This is a genomic window from Paracoccus subflavus (assembly GCF_004310345.1).
Taxonomy (GTDB): Bacteria; Pseudomonadota; Alphaproteobacteria; order Rhodobacterales; family Rhodobacteraceae; genus Paracoccus; species Paracoccus subflavus.
The window spans coordinates 1-22,607 of sequence record NZ_SISK01000012.1; the positions used below are offsets into that span (position 1 = coordinate 1).

The window sequence follows — 22,607 nt, forward strand, 5'->3', positions numbered from 1 at the left end:
GCGCCTTCTGTCGCATCAAGGACTTCCGCCGCGTCGCCACCCGCTACGACAAGCTCGCCCGCACCTACACCGCAGCCATAGCCCTCGCCGCTATCGTCACGTGGTGGTTATGAGTCTGGACACTAGTGGATCACCGATGCGAAAGTCACGCAAGACACCTGTCGGCGTCGACCGTGCTCCCTATACCCTTCGTAACTTCGCCGGACGATGCTTAAACAAGCTATAGGGCGCAATCATGCCGCAACCCAATACGACAAGGCCCCGGAGAGTTTCCCAAGCTTCATCGACATCACGTCGACCCGTCTTTGGCCTAGCCTGTGTCATGCATCAACTGCACAACGAGACTGGCAATACCGTCTCGCCGTCTGGCGAAGTTAAACATCACCCTATCGCTGATTGCGACCCAAGAGCTTGTCCAGAAGCCGCGCAAATATCGACCCGCCTCCGGTTACAGGTAGCGTCGGGGTCGAACTCCACCGCGGAGTTTGGGGTGTGCTTTGTCTCGCCTCGGCCGGCGCTGAGGCTGGGGCTGCACTTCGGTTAGCTGGGGCGGGCGCATGTTTCGCTTGGCGCTTGGCCATATGGGTCGCAATAGCATCCATCAGTGGCGGTGCAATGTGTCATAGGGAGTAAGCCCCAGCTCTCGCAGCCGCGCCCGAATGCCGTCCATGCGCGACGGATCGACGCCGGATTCGATGATCGAGGAGACGAATGCCGCGAATTCCGGTGCCGACCAGCCGCTGTCCTGCGACAGTTCGGTGTGGACGAAATCGAGACCATAGAACGGATGGTCCTTGTTTTCGATCCGGCCATACATGTGCACGCCGCAATCGCGGCAGGCATACCGCTGGATCGGCGCGTCCTTGTTGACGACTTGCAGCTTGTCGCCGTTTTCCAGAACTTCGACCGCGTCGCGCGACACGACGGCCACCTGGCTGAAGATCGCCCCGCCGGGCTTCCAGCATTTCGTGCAGCCGCAGACGTGGTTGTGGGCGGTTTGCGCGCCGATCCGAACCTTGACCGGATTGGTCGCGCATTTGCAGGTCAGGATCCCGCCCGAAAAACTGGGATTGCCTTTCTTGATACCATTATCCACGGCGGGGTGAATCTTCACCCCATCAGTGTTTGCCATGGTCCTCTCCCCAATGACCACATTATCTCAGGCTCACCTGGTTAGGGATATTCGGCAAGCTAGCAGAAAGTGGCAGATGGGACTGCTGAAAAGGAACTTCACGATAGCGCGTCATGCCGGCGTTGACGCGGCCCGCCGCCTCGGCGAGCGCGAGAAGGCCGTGGCCATCTGCAGCTTGCCTGCGTCCAGAAGATCAAGCAACCCATCCTGGATGACTTCGGTGAACGCCGTAATGCCAATGTCGTCGAAGTGGCTGCCCACCCGGCCCGTCAGAACGGCGTTGGCGATGTTGTCTACACCCGACTGGATCGGCAGCAAGGATGCGGGCAGGCGGCCGCGCGCGACCTTGTGGCGGACGAAGTCCAGTAGATGCGCAGCAATGGCGTAGGCGGCCTGAGCGGGTGGCGCGTAGGGCAGGTTTCAGTCCGGCGAGTCTGTTTCGACGATGGCCACGACCTTTGCCGGGTCGCAGCGCGGGCAAGGCCTGCCGATCCGGTCGTCGGGGCGGGTTAGCGGGATCAGCACCCGGTCGGGCGGCAGGCGGGTGCCGTCATAGATGTCGTGCCCCCCCTCCAGCGCGGGGTTCTGCCAGCGGTTCACCTCGAGGAAGACCTTTTCGGCCGGGTCCAGCCGGGTCTTGTTGTTGCCGACCGAGGACGGGGGGATCAGCGACCCGTCGGGCCGGATGCTCGTCACCTTGAACACGGCGACGTTCAGCGGACCCAGGAAGCCCGGTCACGCCATCGGGCGATTTGGCTCAAGTGCATGTCAAATAGTCCATCTCACCGCGGTTGATCTTGTCGCGGGCGATGGAGCTTGAGTTGCACGGCAGGCAGAACTCGATCCCGTCCGCGTTGGCAAGCGCCCCGTCCAGTTCCAGCCCGGTCCAGGCGCCGGTCCAGACGCGCACGCGAAAGAGCCAGCCCGCCGCATGTTCCCCTCGATCCGCGCGGCAAGCATAGGCCGTTCTTCGGCAGCTCTTCAGCATGCTTGTCTTGCATATCCAGAACATTTACAAAGGTAGTGATTTGCAAATGTTCTGAGTATCTGCCATGATCCTTCCACCTTCTTACCGTCGTCGTGAACCTTCATCTGAGGGCTTGATCGGTGTCGGCTACCTACGTGTTTCTACAGACGCACAAGCTCGAGGTGTCGGCGTTGAAGCACAACGAGCAGCAGTGGAGACTTATTCGAGGGAAACGGACACCCACCTTCTGGAGATCATCGAAGAAAGCCACACGGCCACTGACGGAACGCCTCTTCTTGAGCGTCCAGGTTTCCAGAGGGCGCTGGGTCTGGCACTGCAATCTGGCTGCCCTATCCTGGTCTCGCGGATGGATCGGGTATCACGGAACCTGCGGGTGTTTCGAGATTTCAGCCAGTCTTTTGACGTGGTGATCATCCCGGTGTGCGAAGTTGACGTCTTGGAACGCCCTGGTCAGCGCGCTCGAATTGCTGAAGCAGAAGCGACGGCTCGAATCAAATACGTCAATCAGATGGCAGTGTATGACCGGATGCGAGCGGAAGGAAAGATGCTGGGCAATCCGAACCCCAGCGAACTCGCACATCGGCAGTCCGCCAAGGCCCGGCAGTCTTTCGCTGGCCAGCGGATTGAGAAAATAGCCACCGTCATAGAAGAAGTCGGCGTGGACATCTCTCGGCGGGAACTGGTTGATGAACTCAATCGTCGAGGGATTGCGACAGGCCATGGCCGGGAATGGACACCAGATCGTCTGAAGCGTGATCATGCGGCGGCTCTCGACCTGATCGAGTGGCGGTTGGACGAACGGGCGAAGGCAGAGGAAGAGCGAGCCGCCCAAGAGGCCGAACAGGAAGAAATGCGGAAGTTGCCAATGTTCGGCCTCTTCTGATTTGGTCAAGAGATCAATAGCCATATGCCTTTAGGGGCCCCAGGATCGTCCGTGGGCGCTACTTCCGCAGTCGTCTGTGGTCTCGGTATGCTTCCGGGGCGCAAAGGTCCCCAGCCGCGGAAGAATAGGCCCTTCGGGGCAAACAAGTTTGGTATACTACATTTCGGTTGCGGTCGTTCACTGAAAATCCCGCCCCTTTACCCGGATCGCGTCCAGAGAAAGGTCACGTATGTAGATCTTCCTGGCCTTCGGTCCGACGGATGTGCCCTCGCGCAGATTATCTGGCCCGTGCCGCGCCTCGTCCCCACGCCCATGGGTCAGCGGAAACGCCGCCCCACGCGCGCCAAAGCTGGCCAGCTCCCGCGACAGATCCTCGATGCGATGCACCACGAAATGCACCACCTCGCCTTCCCGCTGGATACGGCCTTGGACGCCGATCATGCCGGCGCCCAGGACGATCCGCCGGTGCGCCTCGAAGACCTTGGGCCAGACCACCAGGTTGGCGACGCCCGTTTCGTCCTCGAGCGTGACGAACATTACGCCCTTGGCCGATCCGGGCCGTTGGCGCACTAGCACCAGGCCTGCGGTCGCGCACCAGCGGCGATCCCGACTGGCCATGGCCTCAGCGCAGGTGATGAACTTCCGCTCCCCTAGCGTGTCACGCAGGAACGAGACCGGGTGCCGCCGCAGGCTGAGGCCGGTATGGCCGTAGTCCTCGACCACCTCCCGGCCAAGGGTCATCGGCCTGAGCGCGATGGCGGGTTCAGCCGTCTCGGAATTGCCGTCGCCCTCGTGGTCTGATGCCGCCGCGAAGAGCGGCAGTTCCTCGGCGGCGAGGCCCTTGATGGCCCAGAGGGCCTCGCGGCGGGCAAGGCCGAGGCGTGGGCGGAAGCCATCTGCCTCAGCGATGTGAGTCAGGGCAGCGATCGGCACGGCTGCTCTGCGCCAGAGATCCTCGATCGAGACGAAGGGCCCGTCGGCCCGCGCCGCGACGATGGCGGCGGCATGGGCGTTGGCCAGCCCTTTGATCATCCTGAGCCCGAGCCGCAAGGCAAACCGGCTGCCCTCGTCCTCGGGGCGCCCGGTCGGTTCCAGCGTGCAGTCCCAGCGGGAGGTATTGGCGCAAATCGGCCGGATCTCGACACCATGTTCCTGCGCGTCACGCACGATCTGGGCCGGTGCATAAAACCCCATCGGCTGGCTGTTCAGGAGCGCCGCGCAGAAGGCGTCCGGGTGCCAGCACTTCAGCCACGCACTGGCATAGGCGACGAGCGCGAAACTGGCGGCATGGCTCTCGGGAAAGCCGTAGGAGCCAAAGCCCTCGAGCTGCCGGAAGGTGCGCTCGGCGAAGTCCGCCTCGTAGCCGCGCGTGACCATGCCGGACACCAGCTTGTCCTTGAAGGCCGAGACTCCGCCGGTGAACTTGAAGGTCGCCATCGACTTGCGCAGCATGTCGGCTTCGCCCGGGGTGAAGCCCGCGCATTCGATCGCCACCCGCATGGCCTGCTCCTGGAAGAGGGGCACACCCAGGGTCTTGCCCAGCACCTTCTCCAGTTCCGGGGTGGGATAGTCCACCGGCTCGAGACCCTCGCGCCTGCGCAGATAGGGATGGACCATGTCGCCCTGGATCGGGCCGGGTCGGACGATCGCCACCTGCACCACCAGGTCGTAATAGGTTCTGGGCTTCATCCGCGGCAGCATGGCCATCTGCGCCCGGCTTTCGATCTGGAAGGTGCCGAGTGTGTCGGCTTTCCTGATCATGGCATAGGTGCGCGGGTCTTCGGCCGGGATGGTGGCCAGGTCATGGCTGATGCCCTTGTGCGCCTTGATCAGCGCCAGCCCCTTGGCCATGCAGGTGAGCATTCCCAAGGCCAGAATATCCACCTTCATGAAGCGCAGCGCATCGATATCGTCCTTGTCCCATTCGATGATCTGCCGGTCCTCCATGGCGGCAGGCTCGATCGGCACCAGATCGTCCAGCCGGTCCTGGGTCAGCACGAACCCTCCGGGATGCTGGGACAGGTGCCGGGGAAAGCCCATCAGCTGGCGGGCGAGATCCAGGGTCAGCCGCAGCCGGCGGTCGGTGGGGTCGAGGTTCAGCTCGCGGATCTGCGCCTCGCTGACGCCCTCCTCGGACCAGGCCCAGATCTGGCCGGAGATCGTCTGGATCAGATCCTCGGGCAGACCCATGGCTTTCCCCACGTCGCGCAGCGCCCCTTTGGCGCGGTAGCGGATCACCGTGGCGCAAAGGGCGGCACGGTCGCGGCCGTAGGTCTGGTAGACCCACTGGATGACCTCCTCGCGGCGATCGTGCTCGAAGTCGACATCGATGTCTGGCGGCTCGTGGCGTTCCTCGGAGACGAAGCGCTCGAACAGCAAGTCATTGCGGCTCGGATCGATGGCGGTGATGCCCAGCACATAGCAGACCGCGGAGTTCGCCGCCGAGCCCCGGCCCTGGCAGAGGATGCCGCGGGAACGGGCGAAACGGACGATGCTGTGGACCGTGAGGAAGTAGGGGGCGTAGGCGAGCTTGGCGATCAGGCGCAACTCGTGGGCGAGCAAGGCTCTGACCTCGTCGGGCACCCCCTCGGGATAGCGGCTCTTCGCGCCCTCCCAGGTCAGTCGCTCCAAGGTCTCCTGCGGAGTGAGGGACGGATCGTCCCGTTCCTCGGGATACTGGTAGCGCAGCTCGTCCAGCGAAAACCGGCAGCGGTCCATGATCTCCACCGTCCGGGCCAGGGCTTCGGGATAGCGCGAGAACAGACGCTGCATCTCGGCGGGGGGCTTCAGGTAGCGATCGGCGTGGTGCTCGCGACGGAAGCCCAGAGCCTCGACGGTGGTGGTATGGCGGATGGCCGTGACCACGTCCTGCAGGATGCGCCGGGACGGCTCGTGATAGAGCACATCGTTCGTCACCACGGTCGGCATCCGAAATTGCGCAGCCATGAGCGACAGCTTATGCAGGCGCACCTGGTCGTTCGGGCGGCGGCGCAGGGTCAGGGCGAGATAGGCGCGGTCGCCAAAGACATCGCGCAACCTGCGCAGGCGCAGGGCGCAGGTGTCATCGGCCAGGTCGGGCACCAGCACGGCGATCAGGCCCTCGGCGTGCTCGGCGACATCCGCCCATTCCAGATGGCACTTGCCCTTGCCGGCGCGGGACTTGCCGAGGGTCAGCAAGCGGCAGAGCCTGCCATAGCCGGCCCGGTCCATGGGGTAGACCAGCAGCGCCATGCCGCAGGCGAGGTCCAGCCTGCAGCCCACCACCAGCCGCACGCCTGTGACCTTGGCGGCCTCCCAGGCCCGGACGATGCCCGAAAGCGTGTTGCGGTCGGTCACTGCCAAGGCCTCGATCCCCATCATCGCCGCCGTCGCGAACAACTCCTCGGCCGAGGAAGCACCCCGCAGGAAGGAAAACGGCGAGGTCACCTGCAGCTCCGCATAGCGCGGACCGGTTGGAAAACGATGCGCCTCGTCTGACGACACGCTCATCCGAACACCCCATGGAGGAACCAGCGGTGCGAGCCGGTGTCCGCGTTCTCACCATCGCCCGCCCGGAAGACCCAGAAGCGCTCGCCCGCCTCATCTTCGATCCGGAAATAGTCCCGCACCGCGATCCTCTCGGCATCGCGCTTCCACCATTCGCCGAAGACCCGCTCCGGCCCGTCGGCGCGCGCCACCTTGCGGCGGATGCCCCGCCAGGAGATCCAGACCGGTGGATGGTCCGGCAGCAGCGCCAGGGTCTCGATCGGCTCGGGCCGGGGCAAGAGCCGCGCTGGCCGCGGCCAGTGACCGGGCCAGCCAGCACCCACGGGTTCGGAAAGGGCCGCGATGCGGGTGACGGATCGTTCCGGCACGTCGCTCGGCACCGGCGCCAAGCGATAGACGCCGCGCACGCCGACGCGGTTTGCCAGAACGTCGACCAGGGCGGAAAGGTCGGGGACAGGCTCTTCCAGAAGGCGGCTTGCCATCTGCCGGGCTTCCAGCGGCTCGACCGTCACGGCCGTGAGCGACAGGATCTCGATGCCATATCCAGGCGAGATCGTCTCGATCTTCTCACACAAGAGCCGGGTCAGCCGCTGCGGGTCGCGCTGCGGGCGCGCGAGGCCCACCCGCACCGTCTGGACATGGGCATCGATCCGCCAGCAGAGCAGGTCCAGACGGCGCGCGCCTAGGCCGCGTTCTTCGAGCACCGCGCAGAGCTGCGCCACCAGCTTGCCGATGTAGCGGACGATGGTCTCCGCAGCAGCGATGGGTTCGGCGAAGGAGCGGCGCACTTCGACAAGCTCTGGCGGACGCAGCGGCTCGATCGGCTCGGCGGCATGACCCAGAGCCTGGTCGAGCCTGCGGCAAAGCTCCGGGCCGAAGCGTCGGGTGAGCGGCGCGCGGGGCTGACCAAGGAGATCGCCGATGCAGGCAAAGCCTAGGGTGTGCAGCCCGGCCAGCGTGGCCGGGGGCAGCCGCAGGGCCGAAAGGGGCAAAGGGGCGAGCAGCGTCTCTGCCATGCCCGGCTCGGCCACGTGCATCGGATCCGCCCGGTGCCGGGCCAGGGCATGGGCAGCGCCCCAACTGTCCGCGATGGCCGCGCGCGCCGTGACGCCCGACATCACCAGTCGTCCGAGCAGGGTCTCCAGCAGGGCCGCCTCGCCGCCATGGAGATGATCGGCTCCCGTCGAGTCGATCACCAGCCCGTCCAGTGGATCGACCGCGACGATGGGCGAGACCCGCTGCAGCACCCACAAGGCCAGCCGCTCAAGGGACGTCGCATCGGCCTGGGGATCATGGGGCAGCACCTGCAGGTCCGGGACCATCGCCTGTGCCTTGCTCACCGGCATGCCGACCGAAAGACCCAGGTCTTGCGCCAGGGAACAGGCGGCCGTCACCAGCCGAAGGTTGCCGACCCGGACCGCCAGGACCAGCGGCGCCTCAGGCGAAGGTGCGACCTCGCCCGCCTGCCGCCTGAGCCGATCCACTGGCCAAAGTGGCAGGTAGACCGAGATGACCCGTGCCATCGCATGCCTCCAGTTCAAGATCGAAGCTTTCGCCGGCCCGCGCCCGGATCAGCTCGACCAGCCAGCGGGCACGGCCGACACCGGGGACCGGCAAGGGCGCGGAGGGTAGAACGGACACCCGCCAGCGGGTCATTGCCGCCGTCGGCTGTCCGAAGTCGCAGGGGTCCTGCTGCCGACGCCAGCGGCGCAGGGCGATCCCGGTGGTTCCCGAGCCCTTGGCCGCCAGATGCAGCCGGCGCGAGGCGGTCATCGACAGCCGCGCCACCTCGGCTACCACTGCCCCCAACCCGCCATGACGCAGCCCTTCCTCCATGCAGGCCAGCACCGACACGTCGTCGCCCGCCTCGACATGGATCACCCGGTCCGGTCCCAGGCCCGCCTGCTCAAGGCCGGGCGCGAACAGATCGGCCTCGGTCACGCACCACAGCACCGGACCGGGCAGCCGCGCGGCGATCCCGGCCACGAAGGAGGAAGCCGCCGCCCCGTCCACCGCGCCGTTGCCGCCGCCCGCCACCTCGTGCAGGCAGCCGAGTGCCAACCCGCCGCCAGGCAAGCGGCGGTCCAGCTCGGGCAGGCGGAAGGGCAGCATGCTGCGTATTGGCCCGCCATCGCCCTCCATTCGCGCGATCTGCTGGCGCAAGGCGGCAATGGCAGGGTTGGAGGACCGGGAAGGCATGAGGGAGACAGCTCCGATAAGGTTGAGAACGAACAGATTAAGTTCCTGTTTTGTTCCTTTGATGCCCATGCTGTCAATCCGGGGCAGGGCATTGATCTGGGGATATGTCGCCTTCGACCCATATAAAGATCATAGCGAGTGCAAAGGTGCCGTTCCCGCAATTTGTCGAACCTAAAACGGAATACCGGCTGCATCAGCCGCTGGATGTGCGGGCACTACCGGGAAGAGGGCTTGTCGGTCCGCCGCAGGCGTGGCCGCAAACGCGCACGTGGCAGCCGCACGCCAATGCCGGTCCCGCTGAGGCCGAACCAGCGTTGGTCTCTGGACTTCCTGTCGGACACCTTCGGAGCTTGCCACAGGTTCCGCATTCTGGCCGTGAACGACGATTGCTGCCGTGAAAACCTCGGCCTGATTGCCAACACCAGCATCTCGGGGGCCAGGGTCGCGCGGGAACAGGATGCGCTGGTCAGGGTCTATGGAAAGCCCGGCTGCATCGTCAGTGACAACGGGACGGAGTTCACCAGCAAGGCAATTCTGAAATGGCGAACGACAACAAGGTCGAGTGGCATTACATCGACCCCGAAAAGCCCCAGCAGAACGCCTTCATCGAAAGCTTCAACGGAAGCCTGCGCGACGAATGCCTGAACGAGGAGATCTTCGACAGCCTGGCTGACGCCCGCCGGAAGCTGGCCTTGTGGCGCTACGATTACAACAACGTCAGGCCACATTCATCTTTGGGAAACCAGACCCCAGCAGAAGCGCGCCGGGCGCTTGAGCAATCTGAGGGCTCCGCGCCCGGCGCGCTTGCCCAATCCGAAACCGACGACTATCAACCCCAAGGATTCTCGTTATGAACGAGGGACGACCGGGGGGCAGGTCACTAGCAACCTCTTTAATCTTGCTATTTTTCATTGGGGGTGGCTCTATATCGACATCAGAGCCGGGTCAAGCCGGTTCTAAACGTCTACAGGAGGCGGCATGGCACTTTCGGCTGAAATGCGGAGACTTCATAACAAGTGGTCTACAGGATCAAGCTGGCCCAAGCGCCTTGAATGGATCGAAATTTCTGGCATGAGGCTGGACGGGTCAGCGGATAGATTTTCATTTCCCTATTGTGGCTTTGGTGGGTGAGAACGGCTCGGGTAAAAGCACTGTATTACAAGCTTCGGCAGCAGCCTATCGCTCTACTCCGAAAGACAGATATGCGTCAGATTTCTTTCCTGATACCCCTTTTGAAAAAATCGAAGGCGCTACTATACGCTACTCCTACCGCCAAGGCTTAGACTCTCAAACAAAAACAGTCCGCAAACCTACAAACCGATGGAGGGGAAACCCAGACCGCCCTGAACGCCCGGTTGAATACGTTGATCTCAGGCGAATCCAACCAGTTGGTGCGCGCGTGGGTTATGCAAGAATTCTTAAGACTGGCGTGGCGGAGGGGGTCTTCAAGGCATTTGACGAAACTCGGCTTGAACGACTGACACAGATAGTTGGGAAGCAGTATACAGGTGCAGGCATCTCCGTCACCAACGCTGGTAGCGATAAGCCAGTGCCGGTTCTGCAAATGGGCGCAGTGCGCTACTCTGGGTTTCACCAAGGCGCAGGAGAGATTGCTGCAGCAGAGCTTTTAGCCGTTGACTACCCAAAATATGGGATCGTGATGATTGATGAAGTTGAAACGTCGCTTCATCCGCGAGCGCAGCGCCGCTTGATGCGAGATTTGGCTAGATTCGCAAGAGATAAGGAACTCCAGATTGTCCTGACGACACACTCCCCTTACATTCTTGATGAATTGCCGCCAGAGGCAAGAATCTACTTAATGGACGGGGCTAACGGAAAAACTGCTGTGACTGGCGTAAGTCCTGAATTTGCGATGACACGAATGGATGATGAACAGCACCCTGAGTGTGATCTATACGTCGAAGACGCCCGCGCGGCTACGCTAGTTTCAGAAATACTTGTAGTCGCTGACCGCGATTTGCTCGCGCGTGCCAAGCTAATTCCATATGGGGCTGCATCCGTGGGGATGGCATTAGGGATCATGGCCAGCGAAAACAGGTTTCCAAGACCATCGCTTGTATTTCTTGATGGAGATCAATCAGCGGCTCCAGGCTGCATCATTCTGCCAGGTGACGACGCCCCCGAGCGTGTTGTGTTTGAGGGACTGCAGCAGGCTGGATGGCGTGGCGTTGCTGAGCGGATTGGTCGAGGCTCGGCAGAAACTATTGACGCACTCAACAATGCTATGACCCTCGCGAACCACCACGACTGGATCAAATCCAGCGGAGACAGGTTAGTTGTTGGAGGTGAAATCCTTTGGCAAGCGCTGGCCTCATCGTGGGCCACAGGTTGTGCTACGCAAGAGCAGATCACCAGTATTTCGCAACCAGTCACTGATGCACTGAGCTTCACATAAGGGTTTGATGATCAGTCTTTTCCCCAACGTTTCGCTGCAGCCTTCTTAGCAATCTCAGCCCGCCGCTCCGGCGTCATACTGGCAGCGCGGGCTGCGCCACCCTTCTTGCCCATCGCCTTCGCGGCGGGATCTTTGCCGTCGTCCTCTGGCGTATCCTCAAGCTCACCCGTAGCAATCCTGCCAACCATGACTGCCAAGCCCACCGCATCGGCGGGGTCACCCCTGCCATGAAGCTGAAAATGGCCGCGTGAATTCTACGGCCGCCCCCCTGCTAAAATGGGGAGGATTACCGAGCGGCCCAACCAAGTCTGGTGCGCCGACATCACCTACATCCCGATGCGCCGCGGCTTTCTCTATCTGGTGGCTGTCATGGACTGGTTCACCCGGAAGGTTCTAGCCTGGCGCATCTCGAATACCCTGGAAGCCGACTTCTTCGTCGAGGCCCTGAACGAGGCGATCCACAAGTTCGGCCCGCCCGAGATCATGAACTCCGATCAGGGATCGCAGTTCACGTCCTTCGCCTGGACCGACCGCCTAAAACGGGTCGGCACCCGGATCTCGATGGATGGCAAGGGCCGGTGCATCGACAACATCTTCATCGAACGCCTCTGGCGGTCCTTGAAGTATGAATGCGTCTACCTGCACGCTTGGGAGACCGGCTCTCAGGCCAAGGCTGGCATCGGGGCCTGGATCACCTTCTACAACCACCAGCGGCCTCACGCCGCCCATGGCGGTCAACCACCCGCCGTGGTCTACTTCAACACCATCGAAACCGATCAGCAGGTGCAGGCAGTAGCTTAAATATCCCCGAAAACTGTCCAAGGATCGGGGAGTAGCTCATCGGCATCGAAGGGTTTCTTTATGTCCGATTCTCCGGCTTCCTATATGTCAGTGTGGTGCCGTAATTCGTGCCAAAATTGGTGCCAATTCAGCTTATAAGTGTTTGATTTATTGAGGATACTCAAAAATTCAATCCTCTCTCGCAGCACCATCTTTTCCTAAGAAGATACAAGAAGACATGCTGTAGCAGGGACTTGGCTTGGTCCCTCTTGCACACAATGGTCTTGCAGATGCCGCGTCCGACTCGGCGCAATCCCGGCTTACGCTTTTTGTTCCTTCGGTCCCCCGCCCGCGTTCCGGCCGATCTGGTCCCGCATTTCACCTCGCTTGATGCTGCATTTGAAATGCTCAACATCCGGCGCACGAGAGCAGTTTATAATCCCCTGAAAAACCGTTTTCTGTCCAGGATGGACGGAAACATTCCCGACAAAGCCAGAGCAGACTTCTGCGCGGCTCGGAAACCGAACCGGCGCCGCGCAGTCGATCAGCATGGACCGCCCGCAGGCTCGGGGCCTTCAATAGGCGGAGCCGATCCGGTTCTGGCGGGAATGAAGGGACGGTTCCCTTACCGTCGCAACTGCCCCAGAAGGATAGAGGTCGGATAGCCGTCCGGCGTCGCGCCGATGGAACGCTGGTATGCCGCGACCGATTCCATGGTGGCCGATCCGAACAGCCCGTCGATTTCGCCCTGATAGAAGCCCTTCGCGCGCAGGCGCTGCTGGATTTCCTGACGCTCGGCGGTGGAGAGGGGGCGGTCGTTGCGCGGCCACGACCCCTGAATGCCCGGACGCCCTGCGATGCGTTCGCCCAGGAAGGCCACGCCCAACGCATAGTTGTCGGAATTGTTGTAGCGCAGGATCGACCGGAAATTGTCGAGGATCAGGAAGGCCGGACCACTGGCGCCCGCCGGCATGATGATCGACCCGTTGCCGCCGGGCAGTGTGCCGCCGCCCATCCGGCGCACCCCCTGCGCGGCCCAGTCGGACCGGCGCGTGCCCTTGCCGATCAGGCTCATGTTGAAGCCCGGCGGCAGTTGCACCTCGGCCCCCCAGGGCTGTCCCGGCACCCAGCCGTTGCGGCGCAGGTAGTTCGCTGTCGATGCCAGCGAGTCGGTGGGATCCTCGGACCAGATGTCGCGGCGGCCGTCGCCGGTGAAGTCGACGGCGTAATCCAGATAAGAGGTCGGCATGAACTGGGTGTGGCCCATGGCCCCGGCCCAGCTTCCCAGCATCGTTTCGGGCGCGGTGTCGCCGGCCTGAAGGATGCGCAGCGCGGCGATCAACTGGTTCTGGAACATCTCGCCCCGGCGGCCGTCATAGGCAAGCGTCGTCAGCGACGGGATGATCTGCATCTTGCCGCGGTTGGCGCCGAAGTTGGATTCCATCCCCCAGACGGCCAGCACGATCTCGCGCGGGACGCCATAACGCGATTCGATGGCCGACAGGGTGCTGGAAAGCTGTGCGGCCTTCTGCCGGCCGGTGGTGATGCGGACATCCGACACGGCGCTGTCCAGATACAGCCAGACGGGACGGCTGAATTCGGCCTGTCGCCGGTCCAGCCGGATCACCTCGGGATTGTAGCGGGCGATCCGCATGGCCCGGTCATAGGTGGCGGGCGATACGCCCGAAGCCACGGCGCGCGATCTGAAGGACTGGACGAACCGCTGCAAACCGGCCTCGTCCCCGGCTGATGCTGCGGGGATCGGCGCAGGCGTGACCGGGGCGGCAGAGGACATGCCGCCGGGCGCGCGGTTCATCGGCGCGCCACAAGAAGCCAGGGCGCCAGCCAGGGCCGTCGTCAGAAGAATGCGGGAAAGTGTCATGGGATCGCCTGTCCGTAACTGCTGCTATTATTGTTGCGCACAGTCTAGCGAGTACACTTGCGGTTGAATAGACCCACATCGCTTCAGTGCAGCACCTCGCCATCACCCGATGCGCCCTCGCAGCCTTTGAAGAAGGGTTGCATCTGCGCGATGATCACCGAATTCTCGTTCAGGGCGCGGCTCATCAGGGCACGCTCGTCCTCGTCGATCTCGTGCCCCTCAGCCAGGCGTTCGTCCAACGTGCCGTAGCCGGTCACATCCAGCGGGGACAGGTCGGCCTGTTTCAGGATCGCCACGGTTTCCCGCACCGCCTCGGCCTCGTCGTGGCCTGCGGCATAGCAGATCAGCGCGGCGCCGGTGGACCCGTCGGGCAGGCCGTCGTTTTTCGTGCGGCCGACCTCGACCAGCAGGGTATAGACATTCATCGCGGACCTCCGGGCAGATGCGGTCCTGCAACAGCACGACCAGCGCGGCAGAGCAAGCGAAACCGCAGCACGCAGGCATGGGGAGTAGCGCACCAGCAGGAATCTGGCGCGGGTCAGGAGGGCGGCGGGCCCGCCCCGCCAGATCGTTGCCATCGCGCCGCAGGTGCCGCAGGTGCCGCTGGGGCTGACGGGGGCGAAGGCCGCGGACTTCACAGCCTCAGCAGCCGTTCCATCAGCGGGCTGTCCCCATCTGCCAGCCCGTCGATCACATCGAAATGGTGCCGTCCGGGATCGATCACGCAGTCGGTCGCGGCCCCCAGTCCTGCCCACACATTCGACAGCAAGCGGGCCTGGCGGATGAATTCCGGCCGTTCGGACCCGCCCACCCAGGTCGTGACGGGAATGCCCGGTCGCGGGTTCAGCAAGGCAGGGCTTTCGGCCACAGCTTCGGCCCTGTCCAGACCCAGGGTTTCGGTCATTGCCGTGCGCAGAAGCGGCCGCAGGTCCGTCAGCGGAGAGATGGAGAGGCAGGCCGTCACCCGTGCAGCCACCGCATCGGGCAAGGGGGCATCGTCGCAGACCATGCGCGCTGCCAGATGCCCGCCCGCCGAATGGCCGGTCAGCGCGATGGGGCCATCGACCTGCGCCGCCGCCTCGGTGATCGCGGCGGCGACCTCGCGGACCATCTGCCCGATCCGCGCTTCGGGCGCCAGGGTATAGGCAGGCAGGGCCACGGCCCAGCCCCGCGCCAATCCGCCCGCCGCCAGATGCGACCACAGGCCTGGATGGAAGCGCATCCAGTAGCCGCCATGGATGAACACCATCAGCCCCCGCGCGGTGCCTGCCGGACGAAACAGGTGCCCTCGGCCCAGCGGTTGGGGCGGATGCCGGTCGCGAAAGGTTTCGGCGGCGGCGGTCCATCGGGGCACGAAGCCATCGGATTGCGGAATATGGGCGGCGTTGGCATAGGCGTCGTCCCAGTCAGTGACGTGATAGAGCATTGGTCCCTCTCTTTCCGGCAGCAAAGGCTGCTGCTAGCGTGGCCGTCAAGACAGGGAACCGACCATGACCGATTTCGCCGCCACCCGCCGGGCCTTTCACCTGCCCCAGGGCATCACCTATCTGGACGGCAATTCGCTGGGGCCGATGCCGATCGCCGCCAGGGACCGCGTGGCCCGGATGATGACCGAGGAATGGTCCGAGATGCTGATCGGGGGTTGGAACCGGGCGGGCTGGTATGTCCAGCCGCGCAAGGTCGGCGACCGGATCGCCCGGCTGATCGGTGCCGGGCCGGGGCAGGTGGTGATGGGCGACACGCTGACGATCAAGGTGTTCCAGGCGGTCAGCGCGGCCCTGCGCCTGCGACCCGGCCGCCGGGTGATCCTGTCGGACAGCGGCAACTTCCCCTCAGACCTGTATGTCGCCGAAGGTCTGGCCCGCGCGGTCGGCGCCGAATTGCGCGTGGTCGCGCCCGATGAGGTCGAGGCCGCGATCGCCCCCGACCTGGCCGTGCTGATGCTGACCGAGGTGGACTATCGCACCGGTCGGCGTCACGACATGGCCGCGCTGACCGCGCGCGCCCATGATGCGGGGGCGCTGACGGTCTGGGATCTGGCCCATTCGGCGGGCGCGGTGGATGTGGACCTGACCGGGGCGGATGCCGATTTCGCGGTCGGCTGCACCTATAAGTATCTGAATGGCGGGCCGGGGGCGCCGGCCTTCATCTGGACCCATCCGCGCCATGCCGATGCCGCCCAGCCGGTCCTGCAAGGCTGGATGGGCCACGACGCGCCGTTTGCCTTTGACATGGATTACCGGCCGGCGTCGGGGGTGGAACGGATGCGGGTGGGCACGCCCCCGGTCATTGCGCTGACCGCGCTGGATGCCGCGCTGGATGTCTGGGACGGGGTTGCCTTGCCGGACCTGCGCGCGCGTTCGGTCGACCTGACCGAGGCCTTCATCGCGGGGGTCGAGGCGGAATGCCCCGATCTTGTGCTGAACAGTCCGCGCGATCCGGGAAAACGCGGCTCTCAGGTCGGGTTCCGCCATCCCCAGGGCTATGCAATCATGCAGGCGCTAATCGCCGAGGGGGTGGTCGGCGATTTCCGTGCGCCCGATGTGCTGCGGTTCGGTTTTGCACCGCTTTACAACCATGCGGATGACGTGGCCCGGGCGGTCGGAACATTGGCGCGGATCCTGCACAAGGGAACATGGAAGAACGACATGTTTCACCGAAAAGCGGCGGTGACCTAAGGACAAGGGGGTTTACCCGGCAGGTTTTGTGGCGCAAGACTGCTGCATTCGACAGGATATGTTCATGCACGGATTTCGATGGGCCTTGGTCATTTCCCTCACGATTGCATCGGCCTGCCCGTCATGGGCGCAGGATGACGGACTGCATGTCGAACTGGTCACGGCCGAGGAACGCCCCATCCTGCTGGATCTGGAACTGTCGGGCAGCATTGTTGCCGCCGACAGCGTGCAGCTCAGCTTTCGGCAGGCGGGCCGGGTGATCCGTGTCCTGGTGGACAAGGGCGACCGCATCCGCCAGGGGCAGGAACTGGCGCGTTTGGATTCGGTCCAGCAGGATCAGGCCCTGCGCGTGGCCGAAGCCGCTCTGGCCGCTGCGGGGGCTGATCTGGCCCAGGCGCGTCAGGCCAGCGAGCGGGCCGAAGCCCTGCTGGGACGGGGCGTCGGCACCCGTGCGGCGCGCGACGAGGCGGCGCAGCGCCTGTCCGAGGCCGAGGGCGCGGCCCGGCGCGCCGAAAGTGGGCTGGAACAGGCCCGGCGCGCGGTGCGTGAAACCGTCCTGCGCGCGCCCCAGGATGCCGTCGTCACGGCGCGTGACATGGCTCCGGGCCAGATCGTCGGCGCGGCCCAGGTGGTGCTGACCATCGCCGCACTGGAAGGGTTGGAGGCCGTGTTCGATGCCCCCGATCATCACCGGCTGGACAGCGCCATGGGCAATCCCGTACGGTTGGACACCATCGACATCGACCGTCCGACGATGCAGGGGACGGTGTCGGAAATCTCTCCTCTGGTCGATCCGGTTTCGGGCACGGTGGCAATGCGGGTCAGGATTCAGGATGTGGCCGGCGACACCGCGCTGTTGGGGGCGGCGGTGCGCGGGCGCGTGGATCTGGTCGCCAAATCCCGGATCGCGGTGCCCTGGACCGCCATCATGCGCGATGGCGACAGGCCGGCGGTCTGGCGGGTCGATGCCGACAATCGCGTCAGTCTGGTTCCCGTGACCATCAGCCGCTTTGCCAACGGCGTCATCTATTTGTCGGACGGCATTGCAGCCGGCGATGTCGTGGTGGGCGCGGGATCGCAGCTTTTGTATCCGGGCAGGCTTGTGCGTCAGGCCGAGGCAGCGCCATGAAGGTTTCAGTGATCCTGGCCGCCGTGCTGGCGGCAGCCCCCGCCGCGGCCCTGGGCTTGCCCGAATGGCTGAGTTTCGGGGCGGTCGCCCGCGACGCCGCCCCCCTTCCCGATCCGATCCGACCGGTGGTGTCCGAAATCGTGCAGGACCGCGGCATAGATGCCCGGTCGATCCCCGGCATCGTTGCGTCCCGCACGCAGGTAACCATGGCCTTTCAGACATTGGGGCGGATGGTCTCGCGTCCTGTCGAACTGGGCGACCGGGTGGAACAGGGCGACCTGCTGGCGACGCTTGCCGCCGAGGATCTGGCGGCTTCGACCCGGGCCGCCGAAGCCGCGCTGGCCTCGGCCGAGGTGCAGCGCGACACCGCCCGCCTGACCCTGGAACGGACCCAGGCCCTGGCCGAACGCAACGTCGCGTCGGCGGCGCAACTGGAACAGGCCCAGCGTGCCGCCGCCGCGGCTGCGGCCGGTGCCGAACAGGCCCGCTCGGCCTTGGTGCAGGCGCGCGACGCGCAGGGCTATGCCCGCATGACCGCCCCCTTTGCCGGGGTCGTCAGCGCCATCTATGAAACTCCGGGCAACGTGCTGGGTACGGGAACGCCGGTGTTGCAACTGTCTGCCGACGACGGGCGCGAGGCGGTGATCGACCTGCCCGAATCCGCGCTGGCGGGCCTGCCCGAGAACACGGACTTCACCATCTGGCAAAGCTCCGATCCGTCCAGAGAGGTGCCGGCCGTGCTGGACCGCATCGACCCTGTCGCGGATTCGGCCACCCGCACGCGGCGACTGTATCTGACCCTGCCCCCCGACGCCGCCTTCCGTCTGGGCGCCTTGGTCCGGGCACGGCTGGGCACCGCCAGCGAACCCGCCCTGACGATCCCGTCCACCGCCATCTTCCGGCGCGACGGCACCCCCCATGTCTGGCGGGTCCGGCGTTCCGGCGTCAGCGCAACGGTTGAGGCGGTGCCCGTCGCCCTAGCCGGCGAATTCGGCGGCGGGGTTCTGGTGGAACGCGGCCTCGATCCCGGAGACGAGGTGGTGGTTCGTGGCGTCAACTCGCTGCGCGACGGGCAGGCGGTCGGTCCCAGCGTGCAGCCATGACGCGGTTCAACCTGTCCGACTGGGCGCTGAAGCACCGCAGCTTTGTGTGGTTCCTGCTGATCGTGTCGCTGGTTGCGGGAACGATCAGCTATAACAGGCTGGGGCGCGAGGAAGACCCCGACTTTACCATCAAGGTCATGGTCATCAATGCCCTGCTGCCCGGCGCCACGGTCGAGGAAACGACCCGGCAGGTCACAAGCCGCATCGAAAAGAAGCTCGAGGAACTGGACGAGCTTTATTTCACGCGCTCTCTCACGGCGCCGGGACAGGCGGTCGTCTATGTCGAACTGCTGCCCACGACCCGAGGCCCCCGCGTCCCCCAGATCTGGCAGCGCGTGCGCGAGATGATGGCCGACATCCGTCCCGAGATGCCGCGGGAATTCGCCGGGTTCCGTTTCAACGACGATTTCGGCGATGTGTTCGGCAACATTTATGCGTTTACCGCCGATGGCTTTTCCCCGCGCGAATTGCGCGATCGGGTCGAGGATATCCGCAAGCAGGTTGCAGCCCTGGACGCCGCCGGCCGGACCGAGCTTTTGGGCGAGCAGCGCGAACAGATCTTTCTGGAATTTTCCTCGGCGCGGCTGGCGGCGCTGGGCCTGAACCAGCAGCAGGTCGTGGCGACCCTGGCCCAGCAGAACGCCATTCCGCCCTCGGGCCTGATCCAGGCGGGACCGGAACAGGTGCTGGTGCGCGTGGGCGGGCAGTTCGACGATGCCGATGCCATCGCCGCCGTCAATTTGCGGGTGGGCGAGCGGTTCTTCAACCTGGGCGACGTGGCCACCGTGCGGCGCGGTTATCAGGACCCGCCCCAGTCGCTGTTTCGCTATAACGGCCAGCCGGCCATCGGCCTGCAGGTGGGGATGCGCCAGGGCGGGAATATCCTGGAATTCGGCAAGGAACTGGACGCGCTGATGGCCCGCGTCGCGGCCGAACTGCCTGTCGGCATCCAGATGGCCAAGATCGCCGATCAGCCCCAGGTCGTCGATCATGCCGTGGGCAACTTCGTGACGGCGCTGGCCGAGGCGGTGCTGATCGTGCTGATCGTCAGCTTTGTCAGCCTGGGCTTTCGTGCGGGCTTTGTCGTTACGCTGACCATTCCGCTGGTTCTGGCCATCACGTTCGTGGTTCTGGACCTGTATGGCATCACCCTCCAGCGCATTTCGCTGGGCGCTCTGATCATCGCGCTGGGCCTGCTGGTCGATGACGCCATGATTGCCATCGAGACGATGATTTCCCGGCTGGAGATCGGCGAATCGCTGGAAAGTGCGGCGAGCTATGCATGGACTTCGATCGCGTTCCCGATGCTGACGGGCACTCTGGTCACGGTGGCGGGCTTCATTCCGATCGGTCTGAACAGTTCGGCGGCGGGCGAATTCACCTTTTCGCTGTTCGTGGTGATCGCCGTGTCGCTGGTCGTCTCGTGGATCGTGGCGGTTCTGTTCGCCCCTCTGCTGGGCGTCACCTTTCTGCGACCCTATGCCGCCCATCAGCAACCCAAGCCCGGCTGGCTGCGGCGGCGGTTCCATGGGCTTTTGCGGTGGTCGATGCGGTTCCGGTGGACCGTGATCGCCCTGACGCTGGCGCTGTTCGGGCTGTCGGTCTGGGGGATGCGCTTTGTCGAGCAGCAGTTCTTTCCCACGTCGGACAGGACCGAGGTTCTGGTGGACATCGTCGAACGGCAGAACACCTCGATCGCCAGGACGCAGGCCGACATGGACCGGCTGGAATCGGTGCTGGCGGACAACGACGACGTGTTGTTCTGGACATCCTATGTGGGCAGCGGCGCACCGCGTTTCGTGCTGTCGATGGACGTGCCGACGCCCGGTCCCCACATGGGCCAGATCGTGATCCAGACACCCGATCTGGCGGCTCGGGACCGGCTCAAGACGCTGCTGATGGACAAGGCCGCGCGCGAGTTTCCCGGCGTGGACATCTTTGTGAAGAATCTGGAAATCGGCCCGCCGGTGGGCAAGCCGGTCCAATACCGGGTCAGCGCCCCCGATCCCGACGCGGCCCGCGACGCGGCCCTTGACTTGGCCGCCGTGCTGGCCCGCGAACCCCGGCTGCGCGACATCTCGATGGACTGGAACGAACCGGCCCGCGTGGTCCGCCTGGAAATCGACCAGGATCAGGCCCGCCGGCTGGGGATCACCAGCCAGGACGTGGCCGAGGTGTTGTCCGCCCTGTTTTCAGGCCGGATCGTGACCCAGTTGCGCGACGGCATCTTTCTGATCGATGTGGTTGCACGGGGTCAGGCCGAGGATCGCACTTCGCTGGATTCGATCCGCAACCTGCAACTGGTGCTGACCACGGGGCAGAGCCTGCCCTTGTCATCCATCGTGATGCTGGACTATGCGACCGAACAGCCGCTGATCGCGCAGCGCAACGGCCTGCCCACCGTCACCGTCAAGGCTGCCATCGCCACAACCGACCAGCCGGCGACCCTGGTCGAGGCCCTGGCCCCGTCCGTGGCCGAATTCCAGGCGGGCCTGCCCCCTGGCGTGACCATCGCCCTGGGCGGCACGGTGGAAACATCCGCCGACAGCCAAGAGCCCATCGCCGCCGTGGTGCCGGTGATGCTGCTGGTCATGGCGATCCTGGTCATGACCCAGATGCAAAGCTTTCGCCTGTCGCTGATCGTCTTTGCCGCGGCCCCCCTGGGGCTGATCGGCGTCGTGGCCGTGTTGGTGCCGTTCGGCGTGCCGCTGGGCTTTGTCGCGATCCTGGGGATTCTGGCGCTGATCGGCATCCTGATCCGCAATTCGGTCATCCTTGTCCACGAGATCCAGGAACTGCTGCACAAAGGCCGCAGCCCGTGGCAGGCCGTGTTCGAGGCCTCTGACAGCCGCGCCCGGCCGATCCTGCTGACGGCGGCCGCCGCGTCGCTGGCGCTGATCCCCATCGCGCGGCAGGTGTTCTGGGGACCGATGGCATTTGCCATGATGGGCGGCATCATCGCCGGGACGCTGATCACGCTGGTCTTCGTTCCCGCGCTCTATTGCGCCGTGATGCGGGTCGGGCCGGAAGGCTCCGACCCTCAGCCCAGATCGGGAAAGAACCTCTCCGAGGGAGTGAAGATCTCGTAGCCGGTGGCGGTGACGCCGATCGAATGTTCGAACTGCGCCGACAGCGACTTGTCGCGGGTCACGGCGGTCCAGTCGTCGGCCAGAACCTTGGTCTCGGGGCGGCCCAGGTTCACCATCGGCTCGATGGTGAAGAACATCCCTTCCTCAAGCATCGGCCCCTTGCCGGGTCGGCCAAAATGCAGGACATTCGGGGGTGCATGAAAGACCCGGCCCAGGCCATGGCCGCAGAAATCGCGCACGACCGACATGCCGTGGCCTTCGGCATGGGACTGGATCGCGGCGCCGATGTCGCCAAAGCTGGCACCGGGGCGCACGGCCTCGATCCCCTTCATCAGCGCATCATGCGTGACCTGGATCAGGCGCCTCGCCTTGATGGACGCGCGTCCCGCCACATACATCCGGCTGGTGTCGCCATACCAGCCGTCCACGATAACCGTCACGTCGATGTTCAGGATGTCGCCGTCTGCCAGAACCTTGTCGCCGGGAATGCCGTGACAGACGACATGGTTTACGCTGATGCAACTGCCATGCTCGTATCCGCGATATCCGATGGTCGCCGAGGTGGCGCCCAGTTCGGTCACACGGCGGGTGATGAAATCGTCCAGCGCGCCGGTGGTCACGCCCGGCTGGACCATCGGCCCCACCTCGTCCAGGATCTGCGCGGCCACGGCCCCCGCCTTGCGCATTCCCCTGAAATCCTCGGGCAGGTGGATGCGGATGCCTTCCTTGGTGATGTGGCTTTGATCCATCGGTGATCCTTTCGTCCCGGGGGAATAGATAGACCCGGCCGCCCACTTGTTCCAGCCCCGCCGCTGCGCATAGATGCGCAGGACACAGCATCA

16 protein-coding genes and 4 pseudogenes are annotated in these 22,607 nt (G+C 64.5%); 9 read left to right on the top strand and 11 right to left on the bottom strand.

Translation table 11 applies throughout. The features are described from left to right. A pseudogene (locus EYE42_RS13715) lies at window positions 1-113 on the top strand (IS5/IS1182 family transposase); the annotation flags it as partial. A gap of 447 nt (window positions 114-560) precedes the next feature. On the opposite strand, the pseudogene gfa reads toward EYE42_RS13715, so the two are convergent. From gfa to EYE42_RS16230, 4 genes and pseudogenes are all read right to left on the bottom strand, one after another. Continuing rightward, a pseudogene (gene gfa, locus EYE42_RS13720) lies at window positions 561-1,132 on the bottom strand (S-(hydroxymethyl)glutathione synthase); the annotation flags it as partial. Between the two features lie 111 nt (window positions 1,133-1,243). Next, window positions 1,244-1,450, bottom strand: a complete 207-nt coding sequence (locus EYE42_RS16220; RefSeq protein WP_211657950.1) for a hypothetical protein — start codon at window positions 1,448-1,450, stop codon at window positions 1,244-1,246. A 102-nt stretch (window positions 1,451-1,552) separates the two neighbouring features. After that, window positions 1,553-1,837: a hypothetical protein gene (locus tag EYE42_RS16225; RefSeq protein ID WP_211657951.1), complete on the bottom strand. Its 285-nt coding sequence runs from the start codon at window positions 1,835-1,837 to the stop codon at window positions 1,553-1,555. A 52-nt stretch (window positions 1,838-1,889) separates the two neighbouring features. Further along, complete coding sequence (locus tag EYE42_RS16230) at window positions 1,890-2,042, bottom strand: hypothetical protein (RefSeq protein WP_211657952.1); 153 nt, start codon at window positions 2,040-2,042, stop codon at window positions 1,890-1,892. A gap of 142 nt (window positions 2,043-2,184) precedes the next feature. Between EYE42_RS16230 and EYE42_RS13730 the strand changes: the two genes are divergently transcribed. Beyond that, window positions 2,185-3,003, top strand: coding sequence for a recombinase family protein (locus tag EYE42_RS13730; RefSeq protein ID WP_130991894.1), 819 nt, complete (start codon window positions 2,185-2,187; stop codon window positions 3,001-3,003). Window positions 3,004-3,180: 177 nt separating this feature from the next. On the opposite strand, the gene EYE42_RS13735 is transcribed toward EYE42_RS13730, so the two are convergent. From EYE42_RS13735 to EYE42_RS13745, 3 genes are read right to left on the bottom strand one after another with little or no spacing between them, the layout of a single operon-like run. Beyond that, window positions 3,181-6,492 carry an error-prone DNA polymerase gene (locus EYE42_RS13735; protein WP_130991895.1) on the bottom strand — a complete coding sequence of 1,104 codons (3,312 nt, stop codon included), beginning with the start codon at window positions 6,490-6,492 and terminating at the stop codon, window positions 3,181-3,183. After that, a complete protein-coding gene (locus tag EYE42_RS13740; protein ID WP_130991896.1) occupies window positions 6,489-8,012 on the bottom strand; it encodes a Y-family DNA polymerase in 1,524 nt (507 codons plus the stop codon). The genes EYE42_RS13735 and EYE42_RS13740 overlap by 4 nt, the downstream gene beginning before the upstream one ends. After that, a complete protein-coding gene (locus EYE42_RS13745; protein WP_130991897.1) occupies window positions 7,927-8,688 on the bottom strand; it encodes an ImuA family protein in 762 nt (253 codons plus the stop codon). Before EYE42_RS13745 ends, EYE42_RS13740 begins: the two co-directional genes overlap by 86 nt. A gap of 216 nt (window positions 8,689-8,904) precedes the next feature. Between EYE42_RS13745 and EYE42_RS13750 the strand changes: the two are divergent. The 3 genes and pseudogenes from EYE42_RS13750 to EYE42_RS13765 all read left to right on the top strand — a co-directional run. Further along, window positions 8,905-9,542: pseudogene (locus tag EYE42_RS13750) on the top strand (integrase core domain-containing protein); the annotation flags it as partial. A gap of 239 nt (window positions 9,543-9,781) precedes the next feature. Further along, entirely contained in the window at window positions 9,782-11,104 is a 1,323-nt protein-coding gene (locus EYE42_RS13755; protein ID WP_281277819.1) for an ATP-dependent nuclease, read from the top strand. A 291-nt stretch (window positions 11,105-11,395) separates the two neighbouring features. Next, a pseudogene (locus EYE42_RS13765) lies at window positions 11,396-11,905 on the top strand (IS3 family transposase); the annotation flags it as partial. Between the two features lie 604 nt (window positions 11,906-12,509). Here the strand turns inward: EYE42_RS13765 and EYE42_RS13770 are convergent. From EYE42_RS13770 to EYE42_RS13780, 3 genes are all read right to left on the bottom strand, one after another. Beyond that, on the bottom strand, window positions 12,510-13,766 hold the full coding sequence (locus tag EYE42_RS13770) for a lytic murein transglycosylase (RefSeq protein WP_130991900.1): 1,257 nt from the start codon (window positions 13,764-13,766) through the stop codon (window positions 12,510-12,512). An 83-nt stretch (window positions 13,767-13,849) separates the two neighbouring features. Beyond that, a complete protein-coding gene (locus EYE42_RS13775; RefSeq protein ID WP_130991901.1) occupies window positions 13,850-14,191 on the bottom strand; it encodes a hypothetical protein in 342 nt (113 codons plus the stop codon). A 209-nt stretch (window positions 14,192-14,400) separates the two neighbouring features. Next, window positions 14,401-15,192 carry an alpha/beta hydrolase gene (locus EYE42_RS13780; RefSeq protein ID WP_130991902.1) on the bottom strand — a complete coding sequence of 264 codons (792 nt, stop codon included), beginning with the start codon at window positions 15,190-15,192 and terminating at the stop codon, window positions 14,401-14,403. A gap of 64 nt (window positions 15,193-15,256) precedes the next feature. Here EYE42_RS13780 and kynU point away from each other — a divergent pair, with 64 nt between their 5' ends. From kynU to EYE42_RS13800, 4 genes are all read left to right on the top strand, one after another. Further along, window positions 15,257-16,444 (top strand): kynureninase, encoded by a 1,188-nt coding sequence (gene kynU / locus EYE42_RS13785; protein ID WP_130991903.1) that lies wholly within the window; start codon window positions 15,257-15,259, stop codon window positions 16,442-16,444. 64 nt (window positions 16,445-16,508) lie between these two features. Next, the gene (locus EYE42_RS13790) at window positions 16,509-17,573 is read left to right on the top strand and encodes an efflux RND transporter periplasmic adaptor subunit (protein WP_165455798.1); all 1,065 of its coding nucleotides are present in this window, start codon (window positions 16,509-16,511) and stop codon (window positions 17,571-17,573) included. Beyond that, a complete protein-coding gene (locus tag EYE42_RS13795; protein WP_130991905.1) occupies window positions 17,570-18,676 on the top strand; it encodes an efflux RND transporter periplasmic adaptor subunit in 1,107 nt (368 codons plus the stop codon). The genes EYE42_RS13790 and EYE42_RS13795 overlap by 4 nt, the downstream gene beginning before the upstream one ends. Beyond that, window positions 18,673-21,765, top strand: coding sequence for an efflux RND transporter permease subunit (locus tag EYE42_RS13800; protein ID WP_130991906.1), 3,093 nt, complete (start codon window positions 18,673-18,675; stop codon window positions 21,763-21,765). The genes EYE42_RS13795 and EYE42_RS13800 overlap by 4 nt, the downstream gene beginning before the upstream one ends. Here the strand turns inward: EYE42_RS13800 and map are convergent. Then, window positions 21,717-22,514 (bottom strand): type I methionyl aminopeptidase, encoded by a 798-nt coding sequence (gene map / locus EYE42_RS13805; RefSeq protein ID WP_130991907.1) that lies wholly within the window; start codon window positions 22,512-22,514, stop codon window positions 21,717-21,719. The two genes, EYE42_RS13800 and map, sit on opposite strands and share 49 nt — an antisense overlap. Between the last annotated feature and the right edge of the window lie 93 nt (window positions 22,515-22,607).